We start from the raw sequence: 24,259 nt of genomic DNA on the forward strand, positions 1-24,259 counted from the left end.
GTCAGAATCCACTTTCTCTGATAAAGGCACCGTAGAGTCGATTGACGCTTCGGGTGGCAAGGCTTTCGGGAGTGGCTGAAAGTCGAACAAAGCCGCTCATGGTGCGTGTGAGTGTGATGGGTTCAGCAGGGATGAACGTCATGCGGTATAAATCCTGCACCGGTGCCAGAGCAGGCTTATCGTCGAAAGTAGTGCTGTTTTGCGTCGATGCTCTTGTTGCAATGGGCCCACCGTCTGATACAGCCAGTGCTTCATCGGTGAGCTGGCTGACGCTGTGGGTATCCACGTCTTGCACCGTCAGATTTACCGTGGTGTCAGTGTTGACTGACATGAAACGGGCAGGTTTGGCATTGTCGATTCGTGACGCTGCATAGCTTGGAATATAGGCCTGAATGCGGGCATCAGCGGGTGTTCCCAGATACGCAAGGGCTGCATTGGCCTGTAGCCATCGACCTGGAATCACACTTCTCTCCAGATGCAGTACTTGCGCATTGATTGGAGATCGCAGCAACAGAGCCTCCCGTCTGGTCTGAATTTCCTGCAACCTGGCATCCACTTCCGCCACCGCTTCATCCGAAGCTGACATGGCCCAGGCAGTGTCGCCGCCTTCGTTCGAGGATCTGCTAGCAGCTGATGTGTTGATCAATCGTCCGCCGGCACGACTGCGTCGACGTTCAAGCAAGGCGGTACGTTCAAGTTCGAGGCGTTGCTTGTCGTGATCCAGTTGCGGGTCGCTCAGACTGATCAGCAGGTCACCGGTACGTACCTGCTGACCTTCTGTCACATGTACTTGAGCAATTCGAGATGCTGCCGGTGCAAATACCTGAGCTTGACTGGCTGGTATCAGCATGGCGGGAACGGTCACAGCTCGCGGCAGTGGCAGGCAGAACAGCAACAAAGCCAGCGTGCAAAGTGTCAGTGTCCAGCGTGAGTGCCTGTTGATGCCGTGCTCACGGTAGTGCACGACAAATACCTTGAGCTCACGATAAACGGGTCTGATCAGCAGTGTCCATACAACGCCTGCAGCCAGCAGTACACCCAATGCCTTGAACCAGAAGGTATAGACCGCCCAGACGATGGCAAGGTACAGAAACAGACGGTAGATCCAGGTGGCTGCCGCGTAGGTGTACAGTCCTCGTTCCGAAATTCTTGCCGGCGGATGACGATCAGTGCCAGTTTCCCTGGCACGGTAGAGCAGGCGACGAAGACGTTTTTGCAAAGCCGAAAAAGCACGCTCTTGCAGATTGTCCACGCCCAGAGCATCAGCCAGCAGGAAATACCCGTCGAACTTCATGAATGGGTTGAGGTTGATCAGGCAGGTGGTGGCCAGCGATGTGGCCGCAACGAAGAAGGCGATGGATCGAGGTAGACCATCAGGCAGAGTCAACCAGACCAGTGTGGCTATCAGTGCCAGTAGCCCTTCAAGAGCAAGTCCACCGGCGTCGATGATCAGTCGTTCTCGTGATGAGCGCAGTCGCCATGCATCACTGGTATCGCACCAGGCAACCGGGATCATGAATATCAGCGCAACGCCCATGGCATGTACACGACAGCCCAGACGGGTCGCGGCGATACCGTGGCCGAATTCATGAGCGATGTTGAGCACCACAAGCGTTATGAAAAACCAGGTAACGCCTGTTGAATTCAGATTTTCAGCCAGGTTGTCACGAAATTCGAAGGCATGGGTGACGAGCCCGAAAATCGATATCAATGCCATCACCATGATCACAGCCAGTGACACTCGAGGGTGATCAAATATAGGGCTGCACAGGCGTGTCAGTTTTTGCAGCGCCGGGTAGGGATCGAACAAGGTAAAGCGGGCGTGCATGGAGAATCGGAACAGACGTGTGAACAATGCAGGTGCAGGGCGTGCTGCGTGTTGGGCCAGACGTTGCCTGGCAGTGGCATTATCGATCTTGAGCAGTTCTTCCTCTTCCAGAAACTGTAGCAGGGTGTCTAGATCATCCGTACTGGCATGCAGAGCCGTGTCGCGGTTGACCGATTCGATGATATGTTGCGAGTTGCCCAGTGAGAGTCTGACCAGTAGCTCGAATTCCAGCCAGCCGATTCGGTAGTAGCGGGCACGGACCGGATCGTGAAGCGTCCATTCGGGAGTGCTCTGGCCGTCAACGGCCGTCAGTTCCAGATCGCACCGTGGGGTCGGTATCGACGGTGGGCTTGTTTGCGGAACCGACTCGCCTTTTAGCTGCACCGGCTTGTGCGTCACAGACCAATAGCCCGGCGTGTGGCGGCAAGTGGTTTTCTGAGAAAAGCATAACCCAGTGGTACGCGCTGGCCATAAAGACGCATGGCACCCTTCATCCCGAGCCGCAGGTTGTTTTGCTGATCGATGGATGCGACAACGCGATAGGCCAGCTGCGCGTCCTGATCACGAGTGGCAAAAAAACTGACGCTTTGCACCGCACCGGCAGTTGCATCCAGTGGAAAGGCATCAGGAAAGAATGTTGTTCTCGAACCATCAGGCAAACGAATGGCATCGTTCACGGCAACCCAGGCTTCAAATTCGCGTTGCGCATCCACGGCAATCTCCATGATGCGATCGCCGGTTCGTACGGCACGGCCCAGCCAGTCAGCCTCACGGGAGTAAACGGCTATGCCGTCAGCCTCGGCGCGAATTGACAGCTCTTCGATACGGGTCTCGACAAAGTCAAGATCAAGGTTTTGTATAGCGATGCGACTGTCAAGCTCGGCCAGGCGTGTACCGCGTGTATCACGTTCCAGCGTGGACTGCGCCGCCTCGCGTCGCTGTTCCTTTGACAGAGCAAGCTCTGCGACAAGGCGAGCTTTGCGCTGTTGCAGATCGCTGTCGTCAAGTTCAACCAGAAGCTGACCCTTGGTTACACGCTCATTGGGCCTGACGGCAAGCGAGCGCACCACACCTTCCATGCTGGCCGCCACCACAGCAGGGCGTGCGGCCACCACTTCGGCGTTCGCCATGACGCTCTGGCGTACAGGGATGGCCGCTATTGCGAGCAAGGCCAGTACCCATGCCGCTCGAACTAACCAGAGCGTGCGGGCCGGACGATTGGCTCGATTGATTTTCTGGTTCTTTGTCGATGGGCACAGCGTACGTTCTGCATGACTGATGGCGGCGGCGGCCTCTGTACCGATATGACGCTCGTGATCGCGAAAGGCGTGGGTACGCAACAGCAATAGCGAACCGAAAGGGGCCAGTGATAAAACGAGCACCTCACCAGGTGCCTGCCCGGACTCTGTTCCTGGCGACTCTGATTCATTTGATGAGTAGGCTTCTGCCCATCGGATCAGCGGGGCATCTGCATCGAAGCTTGAAACCCCTGATACGCTTCGAACCCGCATTGATTGATGAGACAGAAGTTTGCTCTGGTAGGCAGGCACCAGCCGAATCGCTGTGTCACAGGCAATGATTTTGTGCAATTCGTTGCACACAGCCCGATCCAGTTCTTCTATCGTGGATGACTGACGAAGCAGGCGTTCAAAGTTGATGAAATCGCCCAGACGGCGAACCAGTGCAGCCTCACTCATCGAGCCGGACCCAGCCGCTCATGCCAGGCCATAAAGATGATTCTATGTTTGTCGATATCGGGTTTGCTGCTGCCAGTTCAGGTTGGCTCAAGTCATTGAGCTGGCCTACCAGTTTGACCGTGCGGCTTACCGGATCGACATCCGGGACGATGCGTTCTATCTTGCCGGCGTGAGAATGGCCTGTTTCACCGATAGAAAAGCTGAATGTCTGGCCTATACGCAAATGGCTGGCCTGACTGGAAGGCACTAGAAATTCCACCGTGTGCGCATCCGTAGATGCCACCTCCAGCAGCTCCTGTCCGGTTTGTACCCGTTCGTGTTTTCGGATATCAGTCCGCAGGACCACACCATCAAAAGGGGCCAGTACACGGCAGCGATTCTGACGATGTGAGGCTGCTATGACTTCATGCGAGGCCTCGGCCAACCGTGTTGTGCTCTCGGCAAGCTCCAGATCGCTGACAGAATCAAGTGCCTTCAATTGCTGGTTTGAGGCATGATCCTGAGTCGCTACATCGAAACGGGCGCTGGCCTGTCCGAGGGCGGCCTCTGCCAGTGTGCAATCAAGTGCTATCAGCACATCATCCTGTTTGAACTCCTGGCCTTCCCGAAACGGCATGGAGAGTACAACAGCGTCCAGTTCAGCACTCAATACGGCCCGTTCGCCCGCTCGAACCACACCACTGAAAGGCTCATGCTCTATTGCCGGACTGAGGGCTTCCTCAAGCGATCTTTCGTTGGCAACAGTACTGATGGATGTTGAGAGCAGAGTGATGAAAGTGGCTGCAAGCCTGTACCGGTGTTGTCGTCTCTGGCAGGCCTTCATCGAGCATCTCCTGGCGTGGACAGAGCGTCTGTGTCTCCGATATGAGCGTCATAGTCGGAGGCCTGCCGTGAGCGACGACGACTCTCCTCAGGTTCATAGAGGCCGCGAGGACCCTGGTATGTCGAATTTTCCAGATGATCTTCAACAGCCGCAATGATTTGTTCCAGCGGTGCATCGTGGTCGAAAATGACGGCAGGCTCGTAACCGATGCTGGAGTACACGCTGGCGGTTGCGCTTTGCCATTCACCATAGGCGATGGTATATCGCAATCGGGAAACTACATCTCTGGCACGTGCCTGCAGCACGGTCTGTCTGTCGATGCGTGAAGCCGATGCACGGCGCTCGTACTGCTCGATGGTGCTGCGATCCACCTGGGTCATCTGTGAGGCCAGGCGGTAGTCCTCCTTGGACTGCTGCAGGCGCTGCAATGCAACATCTACCTGGGTAAGTACAGCCATGGACAGTGCCAGTCGGCGCAGCTCACCCAGTTCCTGTTTGGACTTTGCCAGACGCGTGGCCGCGGGGGCGGAGAATACACTGAGAAGATTCCAGGTCAGGCGAACACCGGACGCGGCCCAGGCGCTGTGCAGCAGGTAGCTGTTATCGCTGTAATGCGTGCCAGTGAACAGTTCGATGCCAGGGATCCAGCGAATCCTGGCCTTGTTGACCTCGTCCGCAGCAATTCGGCTTTGATAATCCTCTTCGATCAGCTCCGGGCGATGGCGCAGGGCAATCTGCTGCAAGGCATTGCGATCAAGGGCGGCGTCAGCGTTGTAGCTTGTAAACAGTTCGCCCTCCACATCCACGGTAAACCAGCTGCCGGGGGGCAGGCCAATAAGGCTTGCCAGAACACTGCGTGACTCGGCAATGCCGCGTTGTAGTTGCAGCACCTGTCGTTGCAAATCCAGCAGAGTGCGCTGTTCCTCAAGGCACTCTTCCAGCGGCTTCAGTTTGGCTCGTTGTGCGGCGTAGGAATCATTCAGTCCTTGCTGGATGTCTTTTTTCAGCACAGCCAGTTGCGGGGCAAGGCGTTCTGCGCTTACCAGACGCCAGTACGCATCACGTACATCTCTGACGATGTTGGCGGTTATTCGTCGTTGTTGCTCGACCGCAATCAGAGCGGCATTCCCGGCCTGTCTGGATTCGATCCAGGCAATGCCAAAATCCAGCGTATTCCACGACAGCTCCAGATCAGCGTTGACGATGCTTTTGTCCTGCGAAGTCGAGGCACCGAAGTTGGGAACGCCTGTTGCCAGGTTGAAACTGGATGAGGCGTGGACCTTGTCGCGAGCTGTATAGCCGGCGCTGGCAGCCAGGCGGGGCAGTTTGTTGTAGTCGCTCAGATCCAGATGTCGCTGTGCAACAACAGAGTTCATCATGGCCACCCGGTGGTCAAGATTGTATTTGATGGCTCGAGCCACGGCCTCTGCAAGGCTCATGATTTCACCCGGTGCCGGGACATTGGCAAACAGTTGCTCAAAATCAACGCTTGCTCGTGAGTCGATCGTCTCACTGTCCATGATATGCAGCGTCGTATTGCAGCCGCTCAAAGCCAGGGCTGCGGCGATAACGCTCGCCTTGAGTGGTAGCTTTAGACGGGTCGCCCGATGTTCCGGGTTTGAGAGACTCATGGCGTTTCGTCTGCATGCGGCTGAATTCATTATCCTGCTTCAGCAACATCCTCGCCAAACTCTACTAACCGGGTTTCATTCTTGCCGCCTTATCGTGAGGTAGTCGCGGTTTTGGGATAATGAAGCCTGCGGGATATATCATCCGAGGTTAGGGCCCACGATCCTGTTAATGCCCAGCTTCAAGCATTTTGGCCAGGGCGGTAATGTCATATTTTCAATCGGTAAATCTCCCGATCGCAATTGTAGAATATGCATCTTTGCAGTCGGTTGTCTGACGCTTGAAGCAGTGCTTGCACTCAAGTGGCTTACACAGATAGAGTGGCATGTTACGCAATCAGAGGAGACTCTTCATATGCAACTGCTAAGTATTCGAAAATGGGTGTGTCTTTGCCTGCTGGCCTTTGCCACGGGCGCCGCATCTGCCGCTACCATCAATATCCATAATGGTGGTGATCCAACATCCCTGGATCCGCACAAGCTTTCCGGCGACTGGGAAAATCGCATTGCCGGGGATATCTTCGAGGGCTTGCTGACAGAGAATGCCAAGGCCGAAGCGATTCCGGGTCAGGCTTCACAATGGAGTGTCTCCGATGATGCGCTGGTCTATACCTTCAGCCTGCGTGAAGGTATTCAGTGGAGTGATGGAACACCAGTGACAGCCGATGATTTTGTCTTCGCCTTTCAGCGTTTGATGAATCCTGAAACCGCGGCCGTTTATGCCTACCTGCAATACAGTATCAAGAATGCCGAGGCTATCAACACCGGTGCCATCACCGACTTGAATGAGCTGGGCGTCAAGGCGCTCGACGACAAGACTCTGGAGATCACACTGGAGCGGCCTACGCCGTATTTTCTGGGTGCTCTGACGCACTACACCGCCTATCCCTTGCCACAGCATCTGCTTGAAACCGCTGGTGATGATTGGGTCAAGATCGACAACATCGTGACGAACGGTCCTTACACGCCAGTAGACTGGGTGCCAGGCTCACATGTGACAACAGAAAAGCAGGCGAAGTACTACGATGCTGAGAATGTGAAGATCGATGGTGCCAAGTTCTTTGTGCTGGATGACGAATCAGCGGCATTGAAACGCTACCGCGCAGGCGAGTTCGATATCCTCACCGAGTTTCCAACCGATCAGTTCGAGTGGATGCAGGAAAACTTGCCGGGGCAGGCACGGGTCGCACCGTTCGCTGGTCTCTACTATTACGTGATCAACAACAGCAAGCCGCCGTTCGACAACCCTGATGTTCGCAAGGCCTTGTCCATGTCCATTAACCGTGAAGTGATTGGTCCTCAGGTACTGGGTACCGGTGAGCTGCCTGCCTACTCCTGGGTGCCGCCGGGTATGGCCAACTATGATGAGCCTTACAGTGTCGAATGGAAGGATCTGCCGTACGCCGACAAGCTGGCTGAAGCCAGAGCCTTGCTGGATGAGGCAGGCTTCAACAAGGACAATCCACTCACGTTGCAATTGCGCTACAACACCAACGAGAACCACAAGCGTATAGCGGTGGCTATCGCCTCCATGTGGAAGCCTCTGGGTGTACAGGTCGAGCTGTATAACACCGAAACCAAGGTGCACTACGATGAGCTGCAACGTGGCGTGCTGGATGTGGCGCGTGCCGGATGGCTTGCTGATTACAACGATGCTGATAACTTTCTCAACCTGTTGAAGTCAACGGTTGAGCACAACTACGGTCGCTACAATAATCCGGAATACGATGCGTTGGTCGACAAGGCCAATGCCACGGTTGATACCCAGGTTCGCGCAGAGTTGCTGCACCAGGCCGAAAAACTTGCCATGGATGAAACTGCCGCCATCCCTATCTACTATTATCTGGCACGCAACGTTGTATCGCCCCGAGTCACAGGGTTCGAGGACAACGCCTTTGATGTGCATCGTACGCGCTGGCTCGAATTGAGCGAATAGGTTTGCACCACTAGATCCCCGCCATGTTGAACTATGCGTTCAAGCGCCTGTTATCGACTATCCCTGTGCTCTGGGTAGCGATAACGGCGTGCTTCTTCATCTTGCGTCTGGCACCGGGTGGGCCATTTGACGGGGATCGTCCCTTGCCAGAGGCCATCAAGCAGAACCTGGCGGCTCACTACCATCTGGACAAGCCCCTGTTCGAGCAATACCTGATTTACATCGGCAAGCTGCTGCAGGGGGATCTGGGGCCCTCGTTCATCAATCAGGACTTCACGGTTGCCGAGCAGTTGCTGATCGGTCTTCCCTATACTCTGATCGTTGGTGGCGTGGCGTTTTTTCTGTCCATTGTATTGGGTGTGCTGGCCGGTATTCTGGGTACGCTCTACCGCAATCGGTTTCCGGACTACCTGATCGGTATTGTGGTTTTATCGGGGCTGGTACTGCCCAATTTTCTGTTGGCTCCCATCTTCCAGCTGATCTTTGGTCTGAAGCTGGAATGGTTGCCAGTCGGGGGCTGGGGAGGTGGCACCGTGTCGCATCTGGTATTACCGGTTGTGGTGCTCGCCTTGCCGCATATCGCCCGTATTTCCCGCCTGACGCGTGGCGCGATGATTGAGGTGATGCATAGCAACTTCATTCGAACTGCACGTTCCAAGGGCTTGAGCAGCGCCAGTATCGTCTGGCGTCATGCGCTGAAACCGACCATGACGCCGGTGGTCTCCTATCTGGGGCCAGCGGCCAGCTACTTGCTGACAGGTTCGTTGGTTATCGAAACCATATTCGGTCTGCCGGGCATTGGGCGCTACTTCATCAATGCGGCGCTGAATCGAGACTACGGCATGGTACTGGGTACTGTCGTGCTCTATATGTTGCTGATTGTCGTGCTCAACCTGATCGTTGACATACTCTATGCATGGCTTGATCCGAGGGTGCGATAACGATGATCTTTCGCAAGGCCAAACTGGCTATTATCGAATCGAGCCTTGACGAGGCTCTGCCACTGGCACCAGGTCGTAGTCTGTTTCAGGACGCACTGGCGCGTCTGAAGCGCAACAAGGCTGCAGTTGTCTCTCTCATTGTTCTGGCTCTGCTGGTTATTCTTGCCATCGCCGGACCCTGGTTCATCACCTATAACTACGAAGACCCTGACTGGGCAGCTTTTCGTGCCCCCCCGTCGCTGGCCAACGGTCACTGGTTCGGTACTGATCAGAATGGTCGCGACTTGCTGGCAAGAACCTTGTTCGGTTTGCGAGTCTCGCTGTTGGTGGCCTTGATTGCCACGGTGGTATCGGTGGTTATCGGTGTCGGTTATGGCGCCATTGCAGGCTATGTGGGAGGCCGGGTGGATCAAGCCATGATGCGCTTTGTAGATGTCATGTATGCCTTGCCCTATATCCTGTTCGTGATTCTGCTAATGGTGATATTCGGCCGCAACGTTTTCCTGCTGTTTGCCGCAATCGGGGCTCTGGAATGGTTGACCATGGCGCGCATCGTACGAGGCCAGACGCTGTCTATCAGACAGCGTGAATATATAGAAGCGGCCCGTGCCTCGGGTCTTGGAACCGGCGCCATCATCTTCAGGCATATAGTGCCCAACCTTGTCGGCCCGGTTGTCATCTACGCCACACTGACCATTCCTGAAATTGTCGTTGTGGAGAGTTTTCTGTCCTATCTGGGCTTCGGTATCCAGGAGCCGTTGACCTCATTGGGCACCTTGATCGCTGAAGGGGCGGATGTTCTGGAAGTGCTGCCGTGGCTGCTGTGGTTTCCTGCAGGCTTTCTCATCACACTGCTGCTCAGCCTGCTGTTCATCGGCGATGGTCTGCGTGACGCCTTTGATCCGCGAGACCGATAATGAACACGCCAAACAGCGAAGTGCTGACTATCCGCGATCTGCGTGTGAGTTTTACCACCAATGATGGTGTGATCGAGGCGGTAAAAGGCGTCGATGTGTCAATTCGGCCTGGTGAGTGTCTGGGGGTGGTAGGGGAGTCGGGTTCGGGCAAGAGCCAGACCTTTCTGGCAGCCATGGGCTTGCTTGCCAGTAATGCGCGTGTCAGCGGTGAAGTACGCTTTGCCGGTCAGAACCTGCTGCAGCTTTCGGTGCGCGAGCTTAATCGTATTCGCGGTAGCCGCATCTCGATGATCTTTCAGGATCCACTGACCGCACTGACGCCCCATTTGCGTATTGGCGAACAGATGCGCGAGGTGTTGCAGACACATCAGAGTCTGAGTAATCGAGAGGCACATAAAGAGTGCCTGCGCTGGTTGGAGAATGTGCGCATGCCTGAAGCCGCCCAGCGACTCAGGCAATACCCGCATGAGCTTTCCGGGGGCATGCGGCAGCGAGTCATGATTGCCATGGCCATGCTGTGCGAGCCGGACCTGTTGATTGCCGATGAGCCCACCACGGCACTGGATGTGACAATTCAGGCAGAAATTCTGGATCTGATGGATGAGCTGCGCCGAGACCATGATACCGCTGTTGTGCTTATCACGCATGACATGGGGGTGGTGGCTCGCATGTGTGATCAGATTCAGGTTATGCGTGATGGTGAATACGTGGAGCAGGGCAGCTGTGAGGACGTTTTCTACCGCCCGCAGGATGACTATACGAAAATGCTGTTGGAGGCGGTGCCGCGTATCGCGCTACCTGATAACGAGCCAGTGGGTGAGGCGACTCACCAGTTGGCTGACCAACCGGCTAGCCAGCTGACCGAGGAACCAACCGGCAAGTCAGTTGGCGAAGCAGAAACCTCTGCTGTTGCTGATAGTGTTCTGAAGGTGCGAGACCTGCGCGTCAGCTTTGCGGTGGGTACCAGCTGGTTCGGCAAATCGCGCGAACTGCGGGCCGTGGATGGTATCGGCTTCGATCTGGCGCCGGGTGAAACGCTGGGCATCGTCGGCGAGTCAGGCAGTGGCAAGTCGACACTGGCGCGGGCAATTCTGCAATTGATCAAGCCCACGTCCGGTCAGGTTAGCTGGCTGGGTGATGAGTTGACAACCATGAGCCGCGAGCAGGTCAGGGCGTTCCGACAGGATGCCCAGATCGTATTTCAGGATCCTCTGGCAAGTCTCAACCCATCGATGACCATTGGTGACAGCATTATCGAACCTTTGCGTGTCTGCGAACCGGGCCTTGACCGAGCGGCACGTAGCCGGCGTGCGGCGGATATGATGGAGCGTGTCGGGCTTCCCTATACCTTGATCAATCGATATCCACACGAACTCTCGGGTGGTCAGAACCAGCGGGTCGGCATTGCCCGGGCCATGATCTCGAAGCCCAGGCTTCTGATCTGTGATGAGGCTGTCTCAGCGCTGGATGTCTCCATTCAGGCGCAGATCATGGAACTGTTGAAGGACCTGCAGCGTGAATTCGGATTGTCTCTGATATTCATATCGCATGATTTGTCGGTTGTGTGGGAGGTCTCCCAGCGCGTGCTGGTGATGTATCTGGGCTCGGTGGTCGAGCTGGCCCCGCGTGACCAGCTGTTTGCACGTCCGCAACACCCCTATACCCGTCAGCTGGTATCGGCAGTACCGGTACCTGATCCACGCATCGAACGGTCCAGACAACGTATCAAACTGGTGGGCGAGATGGCCTCTCCGATGGATACAGGGGCGCGACTGCGCTTTCTTCCGTCCAGACGTGGGCAATTACCCGCAGACTATGTTCCGGCTCTCCAGGAACTTTCACCGGGTCATTTTGTCGCTGAGCATGATCCTGTCGAAACCTTGCTGCGTTTGTAAAAGTTCCCCGAAAAACAGCCTGTTTCACATTAATTTACCGTTTATATCGTTCGGATTGTTACCAACCGCAAATGATTGTATTTGTTTGCGAATTAGCAACGGACCCAGCATTGACCTTGACACGTTACCCAAGGACAATTCGGGCTTGCGCAATCGAGCCTGAAAAATATAAACTTATGACGATATCTGTCCGAACCGGCATTACCGGTTTATTTTTAACCAGTCTTCTGGTGATATCTGGGTGTAGCAGCTCATCCTCATCCAATGACACACCCATTGATGACGACAGCTCGTCTCAGACTCCTGGTGTGGACATCCCAACAGTTGAAGACCCTGACACAGGTACCAACACTCCCGTAACAGGTGGTGACACAACAGACGGTACTGATACGACTGATGGTACTGACACAACTGACGGTACCGACACAACTGATGGTACTGACACGACTGACGGTTCCAATACAACCGATGGAAACTCAGCACCGGACAACATCCTGCCGGATGCTTCTGCTGATGGCAGCGATGTCTCAGGTGGTGAGGACGACAGTCCAACAGCCGTCGAGACTGCCTCATTGGAAGGTCCTTTCATCAAGGATGCTGCGCGCGGCGCGGGTCCTCCGTCAACTCCATCAGATCTGACTCTGCTGCTTTCTGCTGAAAACTGGTTGGAATTCAGTTGGGCGCCTTCCACTGACGACCAGGCCGTAACGGCTTACGAAGTCTATCGAGATGGTGCGCTGATAGCAGAAGTTCGTGGTGACACAGGCTATGAGCACGATTACCGCAGCTGGCTCAGCACTTCATTCATCGACTGTAACTACACTCGATATACTGATTGTGTCGGTTCACGTACACCTATCCCAGGCACCAGCTACAGCTATTCGGTATTAGCCATTGATAATGAGGGCATGCGATCAGAGTTGTCAGTACCTGCCACATTCACTTTTGAACAACTGACTTCAGATGTACCTGACCTGACAGACTATGTTCGCGTATTTGATGAAGAGTTCGAAGGCGACAGCCTTGATCGTACCAAGTGGAAAGCCGCACTTCCCTGGGGCGCTGATACCACTATCAATCTTGAAACACAGTACTTTGTGAATATCTTCGCTGCTGATCCTATGGATTACACACCGTTTGAATTTACCGGTACAACCATGAAGATCACCGGTAAAAACACTCCGCCAGAATTGCTGGAACAAGCCAACAACCTGCCATACCTGTCTGGTGTCATTACAACGTCTGATTATTTCAAGATGACGTATGGCTATGTGGAAATGAGTGCCAAGCTGGCTGGTGGTGATGGACTGCTGTCTACGTTCTACCTGTTCAACCAGGATTACCACAAGAACAAGCCGGAAATCGACATTGTTGAATACATCGGTTCACGTCCTGACAAGAGCTATCAGACTTACCACTACTACGACAGCATTCGTGCCCGTAACTTCAGTGGTGAGAAGCATTCTTCTCCGACTATGGAGTCTGTTGTAAGCGAAAATCTGAGTGATGATTTTCACAACTACAGCGTTCTGTGGGAGCCTGGTCTGGTTGTCTGGTACATCGACGGTCAGGAAGTGCGTCGTATGACAGGTGTTCGCGTCTCTGATGAGCCGATGAACATCATTGCTCAACTGGTTGTCGGCAGTAGCTGGATTGGTGATCCTTCAGCAGATGTTATCCCTGCTGAAGTAGAGATCGACTTCATTCGCGCCTGGCAGAAGCCGTAAGTTCCGGTAATAGCTTGAAAAGCATTTACCTGACCACCATTTGGGGTCAGCTGAATGCTTGAAGTATTCGCTCCGGGTTCTCCATTGTTTCAATGAGAGGAGCCGGAGCTTTTTTTTGTCCGGGTTTTCCCCTCTACGCAAAAGATCACAGGCTTCAAGGTCCGGGATGGATCAGGCGGACGTGGCAGGTGTGTTTACCTGAAGTTTTCCAAGCTGCCGTAGCGTATAGCCGTGTGCTATCAGTGAGGAAATCACCACCACCGAGATGATGGTGTAGAAGATCGAGATCATGGGAAAGCCTTGATAGACGATCAGCCAGTAGTTGATGCTGGCCGGTATGACCAATTGACGTGCCACCCCCAGAATCAGCGGAAACATGGGTTGCTTGAGCGCCTGAAGAGTTGCCGTGCTCAGAAACAGAACGACATAGGCGTAAAACGCGATGGCATCGATCTTCAGGTAGATCGCACCAGTGTGCTGAATGTCAGGGTCGTCAGAGAAGAACCCCATTAGTACCGGCGACAGAAAGACCATGATGGGAATGAAGACAGCTGCCATCGCCAAACCTAGCTGTAGCCCGATGGTATAGATTTGCCTGACGCGATCCAGATGGCCGGCCCCCAGATTCTGCCCGGCAATAGCCATGACCGCTGAATTCAAACCCAGGGCCGGTAGCAGTAATACCTGTTCCAGGCGCAGCCCAACCGAGTAGCCAGCTACATGTTGACTGCCAAAGCGACCAATCAACGCTACTGTGATGAAGCCGCCCAGGATAATGGTCAGCATGTTGCCACTCGCGGGTATCGTCTGTCGTAACAGGGCAGCCCATTTGTCACTGCTGAATCTGGGTCGGCAGCGTCTGCCCAGCCTGCGGGTCAGAACCCGGTACAGGTAGAGCGCTGATGCACCCTTGATCAATACCGTTGCCAGCGCCAGGCCGGTAACACCCATGTCAAGCCCGAATGTCAGCAAGGGATTGAGACCCAGATTTGCCACAAAACCGATCGCCAGAGCATTTCGATTGGAATGCGTGTCGCCCAGAGCCATGAGGGCTCCGGCGGCGGCAAAGGTGAGAATGAAGGTGAAAGCACCCCACAGGATGGTGCCTATATATTCCAGTGCCAGAGGCGCCACTGTATTCACCTCTGCACCCAGAAAATGAACCAGTGGAGTAGCTACCAACAAGCCAGCAATCAGCACGACAAGGCTCAAGACCAAAGACAGACCCAGTATCTGATCCACCCAATCTGCAATGCTGCCGCGACGCTCATCATCATCACCTGACTGGCCTGCAATGGGTGCAATCAGTGCGGCGGCTCCGATCTGGATGCCCAGGCCCAAAGCCAGTAGCAGAAAGAAGACACTACCTGCGATGGATACTCCGGCCAGAGCGTCGCTTGATAGTTGGCCTGCGAACCAGAAGTCAGTCAGGTTATAAAGAGTGTTGAACACCATGCCGATGGAGGCAGGGATGGCTAGTCTCAACAGATGACCCAGCAGAGGCCCACTGGTCAGTGTCGGAGAAGAGGTATCGATGGTAAGGCGTGTCGCTGTTGTTATTCCGGGCTGGGATGGCTGGCAAAATCGTTAAGGATGCTGACAGCGGTTTCGATGGACTTGCGCACAGCCAGGATGTCCTCTTCTGACACCGGGTCCCCCTGCGCAGCATCCTCCAACATCAGCTCGGTTGTCAATAGCGCTCCCTGCAAGGGAGTTCGTATCTCATGTTGAAGTGTTTTCTTCTTGCCAGTAGTGGGGGCTATCGGCTCAGGCCTTTCTTTCGACGGTTCATTGCAAGTGTCTTGCTCTATCAGGCTGTTGCGTATCAGCTGATCCAGCGTTGTCATGCATCGAGACAGGGCGTCCACGCCGTTGGTCTCTGGCGGTGAGCCTGTTTGTGCTTCAGCCGCTGCCTTGTTCATGAGTATTTGCATCAGGGACAGTTGGCAATTGCGCAGTTCTGCACAGAACGCAGGAGCTGAAAAGTCACTGTCCAGTGCCAGCTCTGCCAGCTCGGTGGACCAGCGGTTAGGCTGGTTTGCAGAATCGGCAACAGAATCATCGGGCGCGATGACTTCCAGAAACACGGACGTGATTCTCTGGCGGGCCGAGTCTGAAAGGTGTGGCTGCGCAGGGCACGATTCTGTGCGAAGTTGCCAGCTATCCAGTAATTCTTTTTGAAGCTTCATTTGATCCATTGTCTGGCCAATGGTGCAGCCTTGGCGGCCAATTGAACAAGCGAGACGCCGACACTGCTAGCCTTGATGAGCTGCGGTGCCACACTTTTGAAACGAATAAGCAGGACTCCAGCTGCAAATGGCCAGAGCAGCGATAAAGGATGGCTGAAATAGTCGCGGCACTGTGCGTTGCACACATGCGTCAGGCCGCGCAAGTCAGCATCCTTTTTGCAGCGATCCAGCCAAGCCTGAGCCACCGCCTGTTTCTGTTTTTTCAGTAACATCGTCGTGACTCTCCGGGGCTAGCGCTTGCGCAGGAGCAGGGTGGTCAGCACGCCAGCGGCGAAGGCTATGCCGGCTGCCTGTAGGGGCTTTTCCTGAACATAGCGTGTCACTGTGCTTGACAGCTCAGAGACAGACTCACTGATTTCGCTTTCCAGCTCTTGGACCTTGTCAACGACTTTCTCGGCCTTTTCACGGGCGAACTCAATGGTTTCGGCGGTTTTTTCTTCGGCTTTGTCTGCCGCATCTCTGGCTGCCTGTTTGATGGCATCGGGTTTTGTTGCAGTACTGGTCATGGTTTTACAAACTCCTGTCGTCAAGGATTGTGATTAAGAGGATTGTGTTGACGAGCGAATGGCTTGTCGTGTGAGGGGAAAAGACAGATTCTTGCTCAGCTTCAACAGCGTGAAAACCAGAAGTGCACAGATAGCCAGCTGAATGAAAAGCAGAGTGAGTAATGCCATCAGGGCACTCAGGCCCAATGCCTGCAGTGCAGCAAATCCGGTTGCCAGAGCGACCAGCCAGGTCACCAGCACCATGATCAGCAGAATGGCACCCAAGCCTACTAACAGCCCGGCGCTATTGACGGCCAGGCGGGTCTCGGCTACCGCCAGTTTCAGGGTCGCGGTTGTCAGATCCACAGTCGCAACCACTCGAGCCAGCAGGGAGCGGATAACGTCTTCCATCTGCGGGTCTGGCAGTACTTCAGGGGGTTGTTCAGTGTCTGGTGTTGTTTTCAATCTGTGCCTCTGAACCACGTGGCAGCGTTGCCTTGTCAGGTTGGATGGCATCATCGCGCATGCACAATCCGGTATGTGCCGATTGTAACGCCTACATGCTATAGAATTCGGCGCTTACCACGCCATGACACAAGTTACACGTCATGACTCAGACCAAGAGAGATACACGAGTTAACCGACCGATGCAGAACATTACATTGCTTGATGGGGGAATGGGCCAGGAACTGGTTCGACGCTCCGGCAAGTCACCCACGCCATTATGGTCAACCACAGTAATGCTGGAACAGCCGGAGCTGGTGAGCGAGCTGCATGCTGATTTCATTCGTGCAGGCGCTGATGTCATTACCGTTAATGCCTACACCAGTACGCCGACGCGTCTTGCTCGAGATGGCATGGGCGATCAGTTTGAGACTCTGCAGATAACTGCCTGTCAGTTGGCGATGCAGGCTCGGGATCGCTGTGCTGTCGAGCATGTGAAGATCACGGGGTGCTTGCCGCCTCTGGTTGCCAGTTACCGACCTGACCTGGCGCTCAGTACAGATGAGACTCTGGCGCAGTATCGACGAATCTGCGAAGTTCAGGCGCGCTACGTCGATGTTATTCTGTGCGAGACCATGGGCTCGATTGCCGAAGCCTGGGGGGCTGCAACGGCGGGATATGAAACCGGCAAGCCTGTCTGGTTGGCACTGAGCCTTGACGACAACAGGCCTGAGTATCTACGCAGTGGTGAGTTGTTGAGTGAGGCTATTGAGACGCTGCAGGAAATACCGCTACAGGCATTGTTATTGAACTGTTCCAGACCGGAGACCATAACAAGTGCGTGGGAGACGTTCAGGTCCGGCAGCCGGGTGCCCGTGGGGGCCTATGGCAACGGCTTTACCTCGATTGATGCATTGCAGCCCGGGGGCACGGTGAGCACACTGGAGGCGCGTAACGATCTGGGTCCCGATGCCTATGCCGACATGGCCATGGCCTGGGTGGAGCAGGGCGCAACCCTGGTTGGTGGCTGCTGTGAGGTAGGGCCTTCGCATATCGCCTGTTTGCGTGATCGCCTGCAGGCGTACAAGGCTGGGTAATGCTTGAAAAGTCACCGGGTAACAAGCGAGGTGATCCGCTTGTTACCCGGTGTGTCGAGGGCGTGATCAGGCGTTACGCTGAGCTCGCATGTCATCCTTGCTGATGCCGGCAACCTTGTTAGGTGCTGTCATGGCATCACGTCGGAAGGGTTCGCCAAGCTCCTGGTTCAGAACTACTTCGATGAAGGTTGTTACACCATCATTCATCTGTTCCTTGACAGCAGTTGTCAGCGCTTCAGTCAGTGCTTCAGTGGTGAATACCTTGACGCCTTTGAGGCCGCAAGCATCGGCAATCTTGGCGTATTCAACGCCTTGATTGAGTTCGGTGCCAACAAAATTGTCGTCATACCACAATGTCGTGTTGCGCTTCTCGGCACCCCATTGGTAGTTACGGAAGATAACCATGGTGATGGGGGGCCAGTCGTTACGACCACAGGCAGTCATCTCGTTCATGGAAATACCGAAAGCACCGTCACCGGCAAAACCGACAACCGGTACATCAGGACAACCGATCTTGGCGCCCAGAATGGCAGGCAGTCCATAACCACAAGGGCCGAAGAGTCCAGGTGCCAGGTATTTGCGACCTTTTTCGAATGTCGGATAAGCATTGCCGATGGCGCAGTTATTACCGATATCACTGGAAATAATCACATCTTCTGGCAGTGAATCACGAATGGCGAGCCAGGCGTTGCGCGGAGACATACGATCTGGCTCACGATCACGGGCACGCTCGTTCCAGGTGATGCCCGGATCGTTGTCTTCTTCGTGTTCCATGGAAACCAGTTCCTGCGCCCAGCGATCCTTGGTCAGTTTGACCAGTGATTTGCGATCAGCGCGTCCTGCATCACCCGCACTCTTGGCAAGTTTGGACAGCAGCTGTTCGGCAACCATCTTGGCGTCGCCTTGAATGGCAACATCGACGCGCTTGGTCAGACCAATACGATCGGCGTTGATATCAACCTGGATCAACTTGGCCTCAGTTGGCCAGTAGTTGATACCGTAGCCAGGTAGTGTTGAAAACGGATTCAGGCGTGTGCCCAGTGCCAGTACCACGTCAGCCTTGGCAATGATTTCCATGGCAGCTTTAGAACCGTTGTAGCCCAATGGGCCCATAGACAGTTCATGTGAGCCAGGAAACGCATCGTTGTGCTGGTAGTTGCAGCAAACAGGTGAATCCAGCTTTTCAGCCAACAGGCGAGAGGCTTCGATGGCACCACCGATGACAACACCGGCACCATTGAGAATGACCGGGAATTTGGCTTCTGACAACAGGGCTGCTGCTCTTTCAATGGCATCGGAACCACCGCGAGGTCGTTCAAGTTGTACAACCTGTGGCAGATCGATATCGATGACTTTAGTCCAGTAATCACGTGGAATGTTGATCTGAGCCGGACCACACAGACGCCAGGCTTGTTCGATAACCCGGTTGAGTACTTCGGCCACACGGCTGGGGTCACGGACCTCTTCCTGATAGGCGACCATATCCTCGAACAGAGCCATCTGTTTGATTTCCTGAAAACCGCCCTGGCCGATACTCTTGTTGGCAGCCTGTGGCGTGACCAGCAACATGGGCGTGTGATTCCAGTAGGCCGTCTTGACAGGTGTTACAAAGTTTGTGATGCCGGGACCATTCTGAGCAATGGCCATGGACATCTTGCCGGTGGCACGGGTGTAACCGTCAGCACTCATGCCTGCATTACATTCGTGGGCACAATCCCAGAACTTGATGCCGGCGTCCGGAAACAGATCTGAAATTGGCATCATGGCGGAGCCGATAATGCCAAATGCATTGTCGATTCCGTGCATCTGAAGAACCTTGATGAAGGCCTCTTCTGTAGTCATTTTCATGGTGGCTTATCCCCTGAGGTAGTGGTTGGTGCTGAACAGGTGGCAAAACTGCTATGGCTGTTGCGCACAGGTTCAATATATCAAATAATGGAACGTATCATTCCATTTTTTGCATAAATTAATTTTATGAAATTTTCCGCAAGTTCATGACATCGGCATAAGCGTGTCTGGACTGCAGGTTCTTGCGGCGGCTACTGTAACTCAGCCTGATGGCTCTCGATTGCGCCACATGCAGGGCTTCGCATTGGTCCACATGGGCCTCTGGGATGAGTGGAACATTAGTACCAGGTGTCCATTAGAGGTCACGCACTGTGGTGGATCAGCTGCACTAAAACAGGTAATCCGGTGTTACGTTTAGTAACAACCTGCAATTAAAATCCGCCGGTAAATTGTCATTTCCAGGGTTAATTAATTAAGCAATTGATATATAAGGAAAATAATGTCCATTATAAACTTGTGTGTTTTTATTTACAATTTTGCAACAGCGCGAATTTGGAATATTATTCACCGCAGTTGTGTCATCTGACTAGTGAAAGAGTCATGATCTCTTTGCCTTATGTCATAAGACATTTTTTCAAAGACGGTGGTTAGCACAAGGAGCAATTTGAATGACTAACGAACTACGACCCATCCCCTCGGACTTTGCCGCTAAAGCACTCATTGATGATGCTGGCTATCTGAAGATGTATGCCCAATCGGTTGATAACCCCGAGACATTCTGGGGGGAGCAGGGCAAGCGTCTGGACTGGATGAAGCCTTACACCCGAGTCAAGAACACCAGCTTTGAATATCCAGACGTTTCGATCAAATGGTATGAAGATGGTGAGCTGAATGTCAGTGCCAACTGCATTGATCGTCATCTGGCTACTCGCGGTGATCAGGTCGCCATTATCTGGGAAGGTGATGATCCATCCTCTGACAAGAAAATTACCTACAAGGAACTGCACGAGCACGTTTGCCGTCTGGCCAATGTCTACAAGGAGCTGGGTGTAGAAAAAGGTGATCGCGTCATTCTGTATATGCCGATGATTCCCGAAGCGGCCTACGCTATGCTGGCTTGTGCGCGCATCGGCGCCGTTCATTCCATTGTCTTTGGTGGTTTCAGTGCTGATGCACTGGCTGATCGAGTAACCGGTTCGCAGGCAAAACTGCTGGTAACGACCGACGAAGGATTGCGGGGCGGTCGCAGTGTGCCGTTGAAGGCCAATTGCGACAAGGCTCTGGCAAAGGTTGCTCATGATGTGAAGATGGTTGTCGTGCAGCATACCGGCGGCGATATCGCCATGCGCGAGGGGCTGGATTTCTGGTACCACGAACAGACTCAGAAAGTGTCTGCCGATTGTCAGCCTGAAGCCATGAACGCTGAAGACCCACTGTTCATTCTGTATACCTCCGGTTCAACCGGTATGCCCAAAGGTGTTGTGCATACAACGGGTGGTTATCTGGTCTACGCTTCAATGACCCACGAATATGTCTTCGATCATCAAGACGGTGACATCTATTGGTGTACCGCTGATGTGGGATGGGTCACGGGGCATAGTTATATCGTCTATGGGCCACTGGCCAACGGCGCAACCACACTCATGTTTGAAGGTGTTCCAACCTATCCGAGCCCATCACGATTCTGGGATGTGTGTGAAAAGCACAAGGTAACGGTTTTCTATACTGCCCCTACTGCAATCCGTGCCCTGATGGGTGCTGGTGAGGAACATGTGAAGGGTGCAGATCTGTCATCGCTGCGTCTGCTTGGTTCGGTGGGTGAGCCCATCAATCCTGAGGCCTGGAAGTGGTATGACGAAGTCGTGGGTGAAGGCCGTTGCCCGATTGTCGACACTTGGTGGCAGACAGAAACCGGCGGTATTCTGATTACACCTATCCCGGGTGCGACGGAGACCAAGCCAGGTTCGGCAACCCGACCATTCTTCGGTGTTCAGCCGGTTATTCTGGATACAGAGGGTGTTGTGCAGACGAGCGTGGAGGCCGAAGGTGTACTGTGTATCAAGGACAGCTGGCCTGGTCAGATGCGCACCGTTTATGGCGATCATGAGCGCTTCGTGTCCACTTATTTTGAAACATTCAAAGGCTATTACTTCACTGGTGACGGATGTCGTCGTGATGCTGATGGTTACTACTGGATTACAGGTCGTGTCGATGACGTCATCAATGTATCGGGACACCGCATGGGTACCGCAGAAGTTGAATCTGCATTGGTGGCACATGAAAAGGTTTCAGAAGCTGCGGTGGTGGGGTTTCCACATGACATCAAAGGTCAGGGCATCTATGCCTATGTCACGTTGATGGAAGGCGAAGAACCTTCCGAAGAGCTGCGTAAAGAACTGGTTACCTGGGTACGCAAGGAGATTGGTCCGATCGCCTCTCCTGATCTTATCCAATGGGCTCCGGGGCTGCCAAAAACCCGCTCCGGAAAAATCATGCGCCGCATTCTGCGTAAGATTGCCGAGAATGACTATGACGCGCTCGGCGATACATCAACTCTGGCAGATCCCAGTGTTGTCGCAGATTTGATCGAACATCGAGCTAACGCCTGATCGGCTGAAAGCTGGATATTAGTGCAATGCCGGCACTCTGACGGTTCAAAGAAAACCACAGAGTGTCGTTTCAACCCTTACTACAACTAGAATAAGAAGTCTACGCTTCAGGAGATTGCCTCACGTGTCTGAAAATCCTTCCAACAACGAGTACTGGGCTTCCAATATCCGCCTGGTCACCTATTGCCTGGTTCTCTGGGCGGTGGTGTCCTTCGGTTTTGGCATTCTGCTCCGACCGCTTTTAAGCGGCATCATGATTGGCGGAACCGATTTGGGTTTCTGGTTTGCACAACAGGGTTCCATCATTGTCTTCATGGTCATTATTTTCTTCTATGCATGGCGCATGAATGCGCTGGACAAGAAGTTCGGCGTAGACGAGGAATAGGGGAACATTCATGGAACAATATTCACTAAATCTGCTGTTTGTAGGCGCAACGTTCTTGCTCTACATCGGTATCGCTATCTGGGCCCGAGCAGGTTCCACATCGGAATTCTATGCGGCCGGTCGTGGTGTGCATCCTGTACTCAACGGTATGGCAACAGCGGCTGACTGGATGTCAGCGGCTTCTTTCATCTCCATGGCAGGTCTCATCGCCTCTACCGGTTATGACAACTCGACCTACCTGATGGGTTGGACGGGTGGTTATGTGCTGTTGGCCTTGTTGCTGGCGCCTTACCTGCGTAAATTTGGCAAGTTCACTGTGCCAGAATTCATTGGTGATCGTTTCTACAGCCCGACTGCAAGAATGGTCGCAGTAGCCTGTCTGATCATCGCCTCCATCACTTACGTTATCGGTCAGATGACAGGTGTTGGCGTAGCGTTCTCGCGCTTCCTGGAAGTTGACAACGATACGGGTCTGTTCATCGGTGCCGCCATCGTATTCTTCTACGCCGTTCTGGGTGGTATGAAAGGTGTTACCTACACGCAGGTTGCTCAGTATTGCGTACTCATCCTGGCCTATACAATTCCGGCTATCTTCATCTCTCTGCAGTTGACGGGCGTTGCTTTGCCACCTATTGGTCTGTTTTCGGATCATGTCGCATCAGGTGTTCCTTTGCTGACAAAACTGAATCAGGTCGTCACAGAGCTGGGTTTTGCTAACTACACCGAACATCACAGCAACACGCTGAACATGGTGTTGTTCACCTTGTCACTGATGATCGGTACTGCTGGTCTGCCTCACGTCATCATTCGCTTCTTCACGGTTCCTAAAGTCTCAGATGCTCGCTGGTCTGCTGGTTGGGCTCTGGTCTTCATCGCCTTGCTGTATCTGACGGCTCCGGCTGTAGGTGCCATGGCACGTATGAACCTGATGGATACTGTCTATCCGGGTGGCGCACAGTCAGAATCTCTGAAGTATGAAGAGCGTCCAGACTGGATGAAGAACTGGGAAGTCACTGGTCTGCTGAAGTTTGAAGATAAGAACGGCGACGGTCAGATCCAGCTCTATAACGACAAGTCAGAAGCCTTTGCAGCTACTGCAGAAGCCAATGGTTGGAAAGGTTCGGAGCTGACAGTCAACCCTGACATCATCGTACTGGCCAATCCGGAAATTGCGGCTCTGCCAGGTTGGGTTATCGCACTGGTCGCAGCGGGTGGACTTGCAGCGGCGCTTTCAACCGCGGCGGGCCTGCTACTGGCTATCTCCTCTGCGGTGAGTCATGACGTTATCAAGGGTACCCTGGCTCCGAACATCTCGGAAAAAGGTGAGTTGTTGTCGGCACGTATTGCCATGGCGGTTGCTATCGCTGTCGCCACTTGGCTGGGATTGAATCCACCGGGATTTGCTGCTCAGACAGTCGCACTGGCGTTCGGATTGGCAGCAGCGTCAATCTTCCCGGCACTAATGATGGGTATCTTCTCTACTCGTGTTAACAACATCGGTGCTGTACTGGGTATGTTGTCTGGTCTGCTCTTCACCCTCGTGTACATCTTCATGTACAAGGGCTGGTTCTTCGTGCCGGGCACCAATCAGTTGATGGATACACCTGAAGGCTGGATCCTGGGTATTTCTCCACTGTCTATCGGTTCGGTGGGTGCGATGCTCAACTTCTTTGTCGCCATCATGGTGTCTCGGGCGACTGCACCACCTCCGGCTCATATCCGCGAGCTGGTCGAAAGTATCCGAGTCCCTCGTGGATCAGGTGCTGCTACCGACCATTAATTGTCAGCCTCGCTGACGGGCCATCTGTTA

General features: G+C 53.9%; 19 protein-coding genes. 9 read left to right on the forward strand and 10 right to left on the reverse strand.

The features are described from left to right. Window position 1: 1 nt before the first annotated feature. The 4 genes from IMCC3135_RS14605 to IMCC3135_RS14620 are packed head-to-tail and all read right to left on the reverse strand — an operon-like array spanning window position 2 to window position 5,979. The gene (locus IMCC3135_RS14605) at window positions 2–2,227 is read right to left on the reverse strand and encodes a site-2 protease family protein (RefSeq protein ID WP_088918295.1); all 2,226 of its coding nucleotides are present in this window, start codon (window positions 2,225–2,227) and stop codon (window positions 2–4) included. Continuing rightward, window positions 2,224–3,525, reverse strand: coding sequence for an efflux RND transporter periplasmic adaptor subunit (locus IMCC3135_RS14610; protein WP_088918296.1), 1,302 nt, complete (start codon window positions 3,523–3,525; stop codon window positions 2,224–2,226). The genes IMCC3135_RS14605 and IMCC3135_RS14610 overlap by 4 nt, the downstream gene beginning before the upstream one ends. Continuing rightward, window positions 3,518–4,348: an efflux RND transporter periplasmic adaptor subunit gene (locus IMCC3135_RS14615; RefSeq protein ID WP_088918297.1), complete on the reverse strand. Its 831-nt coding sequence runs from the start codon at window positions 4,346–4,348 to the stop codon at window positions 3,518–3,520. Before IMCC3135_RS14615 ends, IMCC3135_RS14610 begins: the two co-directional genes overlap by 8 nt. After that, on the reverse strand, window positions 4,345–5,979 hold the full coding sequence (locus IMCC3135_RS14620) for a TolC family protein (RefSeq protein ID WP_169727463.1): 1,635 nt from the start codon (window positions 5,977–5,979) through the stop codon (window positions 4,345–4,347). Before IMCC3135_RS14620 ends, IMCC3135_RS14615 begins: the two co-directional genes overlap by 4 nt. A gap of 352 nt (window positions 5,980–6,331) precedes the next feature. On the opposite strand from IMCC3135_RS14620, the gene IMCC3135_RS14625 reads away from it, so the two are divergent. The 5 genes from IMCC3135_RS14625 (at window position 6,332) to IMCC3135_RS14645 (ending at window position 13,392) form a co-directional block, all read left to right on the forward strand. After that, complete coding sequence (locus tag IMCC3135_RS14625; RefSeq protein WP_088921862.1) at window positions 6,332–7,912, forward strand: peptide ABC transporter substrate-binding protein; 1,581 nt, start codon at window positions 6,332–6,334, stop codon at window positions 7,910–7,912. Between the two features lie 23 nt (window positions 7,913–7,935). Further along, window positions 7,936–8,853, forward strand: a complete 918-nt coding sequence (locus tag IMCC3135_RS14630) for an ABC transporter permease subunit (protein ID WP_088918299.1) — start codon at window positions 7,936–7,938, stop codon at window positions 8,851–8,853. 2 nt (window positions 8,854–8,855) lie between these two features. Next, window positions 8,856–9,770, forward strand: a complete 915-nt coding sequence (locus tag IMCC3135_RS14635; RefSeq protein ID WP_088918300.1) for an ABC transporter permease — start codon at window positions 8,856–8,858, stop codon at window positions 9,768–9,770. Continuing rightward, on the forward strand, window positions 9,770–11,665 hold the full coding sequence (locus IMCC3135_RS14640; RefSeq protein ID WP_088918301.1) for an ABC transporter ATP-binding protein: 1,896 nt from the start codon (window positions 9,770–9,772) through the stop codon (window positions 11,663–11,665). Before IMCC3135_RS14635 ends, IMCC3135_RS14640 begins: the two co-directional genes overlap by 1 nt. Window positions 11,666–11,841: 176 nt before the next feature. Further along, window positions 11,842–13,392, forward strand: a complete 1,551-nt coding sequence (locus tag IMCC3135_RS14645) for a glycoside hydrolase family 16 protein (protein WP_157735990.1) — start codon at window positions 11,842–11,844, stop codon at window positions 13,390–13,392. Between the two features lie 171 nt (window positions 13,393–13,563). Here the strand turns inward: IMCC3135_RS14645 and IMCC3135_RS14650 are convergent, their stop codons facing one another. From IMCC3135_RS14650 to IMCC3135_RS14670, 5 genes are all read right to left on the reverse strand, one after another. Next, entirely contained in the window at window positions 13,564–14,877 is a 1,314-nt protein-coding gene (locus tag IMCC3135_RS14650; RefSeq protein WP_205738049.1) for an MATE family efflux transporter, read from the reverse strand. 71 nt (window positions 14,878–14,948) lie between these two features. Beyond that, on the reverse strand, window positions 14,949–15,581 hold the full coding sequence (locus IMCC3135_RS14655) for a histidine kinase dimerization/phospho-acceptor domain-containing protein (RefSeq protein WP_157735991.1): 633 nt from the start codon (window positions 15,579–15,581) through the stop codon (window positions 14,949–14,951). Continuing rightward, entirely contained in the window at window positions 15,578–15,853 is a 276-nt protein-coding gene (locus IMCC3135_RS14660; RefSeq protein WP_088918305.1) for a hypothetical protein, read from the reverse strand. The genes IMCC3135_RS14655 and IMCC3135_RS14660 overlap by 4 nt, the downstream gene beginning before the upstream one ends. 18 nt (window positions 15,854–15,871) lie before the next feature. Next, window positions 15,872–16,147 (reverse strand): glycine zipper domain-containing protein, encoded by a 276-nt coding sequence (locus IMCC3135_RS14665; RefSeq protein ID WP_088918306.1) that lies wholly within the window; start codon window positions 16,145–16,147, stop codon window positions 15,872–15,874. 33 nt (window positions 16,148–16,180) lie between these two features. Then, window positions 16,181–16,591, reverse strand: coding sequence for a hypothetical protein (locus tag IMCC3135_RS14670; RefSeq protein ID WP_157735992.1), 411 nt, complete (start codon window positions 16,589–16,591; stop codon window positions 16,181–16,183). A gap of 143 nt (window positions 16,592–16,734) precedes the next feature. Here IMCC3135_RS14670 and IMCC3135_RS14675 point away from each other — a divergent pair, with 143 nt between their 5' ends. Then, the gene (locus IMCC3135_RS14675; RefSeq protein WP_236994787.1) at window positions 16,735–17,667 is read left to right on the forward strand and encodes a homocysteine S-methyltransferase family protein; all 933 of its coding nucleotides are present in this window, start codon (window positions 16,735–16,737) and stop codon (window positions 17,665–17,667) included. Window positions 17,668–17,733: 66 nt separating this feature from the next. Here the strand turns inward: IMCC3135_RS14675 and xsc are convergent, their stop codons facing one another. Then, complete coding sequence (xsc, locus tag IMCC3135_RS14680; RefSeq protein WP_088918309.1) at window positions 17,734–19,515, reverse strand: sulfoacetaldehyde acetyltransferase; 1,782 nt, start codon at window positions 19,513–19,515, stop codon at window positions 17,734–17,736. A gap of 608 nt (window positions 19,516–20,123) precedes the next feature. Between xsc and acs the strand changes: the two genes are divergently transcribed. The 3 genes from acs (at window position 20,124) to IMCC3135_RS14695 (ending at window position 24,229) form a co-directional block, all read left to right on the forward strand. After that, the gene (gene acs, locus IMCC3135_RS14685; protein WP_088918310.1) at window positions 20,124–22,064 is read left to right on the forward strand and encodes an acetate--CoA ligase; all 1,941 of its coding nucleotides are present in this window, start codon (window positions 20,124–20,126) and stop codon (window positions 22,062–22,064) included. Between the two features lie 124 nt (window positions 22,065–22,188). Then, complete coding sequence (locus tag IMCC3135_RS14690; protein WP_088918311.1) at window positions 22,189–22,449, forward strand: DUF4212 domain-containing protein; 261 nt, start codon at window positions 22,189–22,191, stop codon at window positions 22,447–22,449. Window positions 22,450–22,459: 10 nt separating this feature from the next. Continuing rightward, a complete protein-coding gene (locus IMCC3135_RS14695; protein ID WP_088918312.1) occupies window positions 22,460–24,229 on the forward strand; it encodes a sodium:solute symporter family protein in 1,770 nt (589 codons plus the stop codon). Window positions 24,230–24,259: the final 30 nt, after the last annotated feature.

It is taken from the genome of Granulosicoccus antarcticus IMCC3135, from assembly GCF_002215215.1.
GTDB classification, from domain to species: domain Bacteria; phylum Pseudomonadota; class Gammaproteobacteria; order Granulosicoccales; family Granulosicoccaceae; genus Granulosicoccus; species Granulosicoccus antarcticus.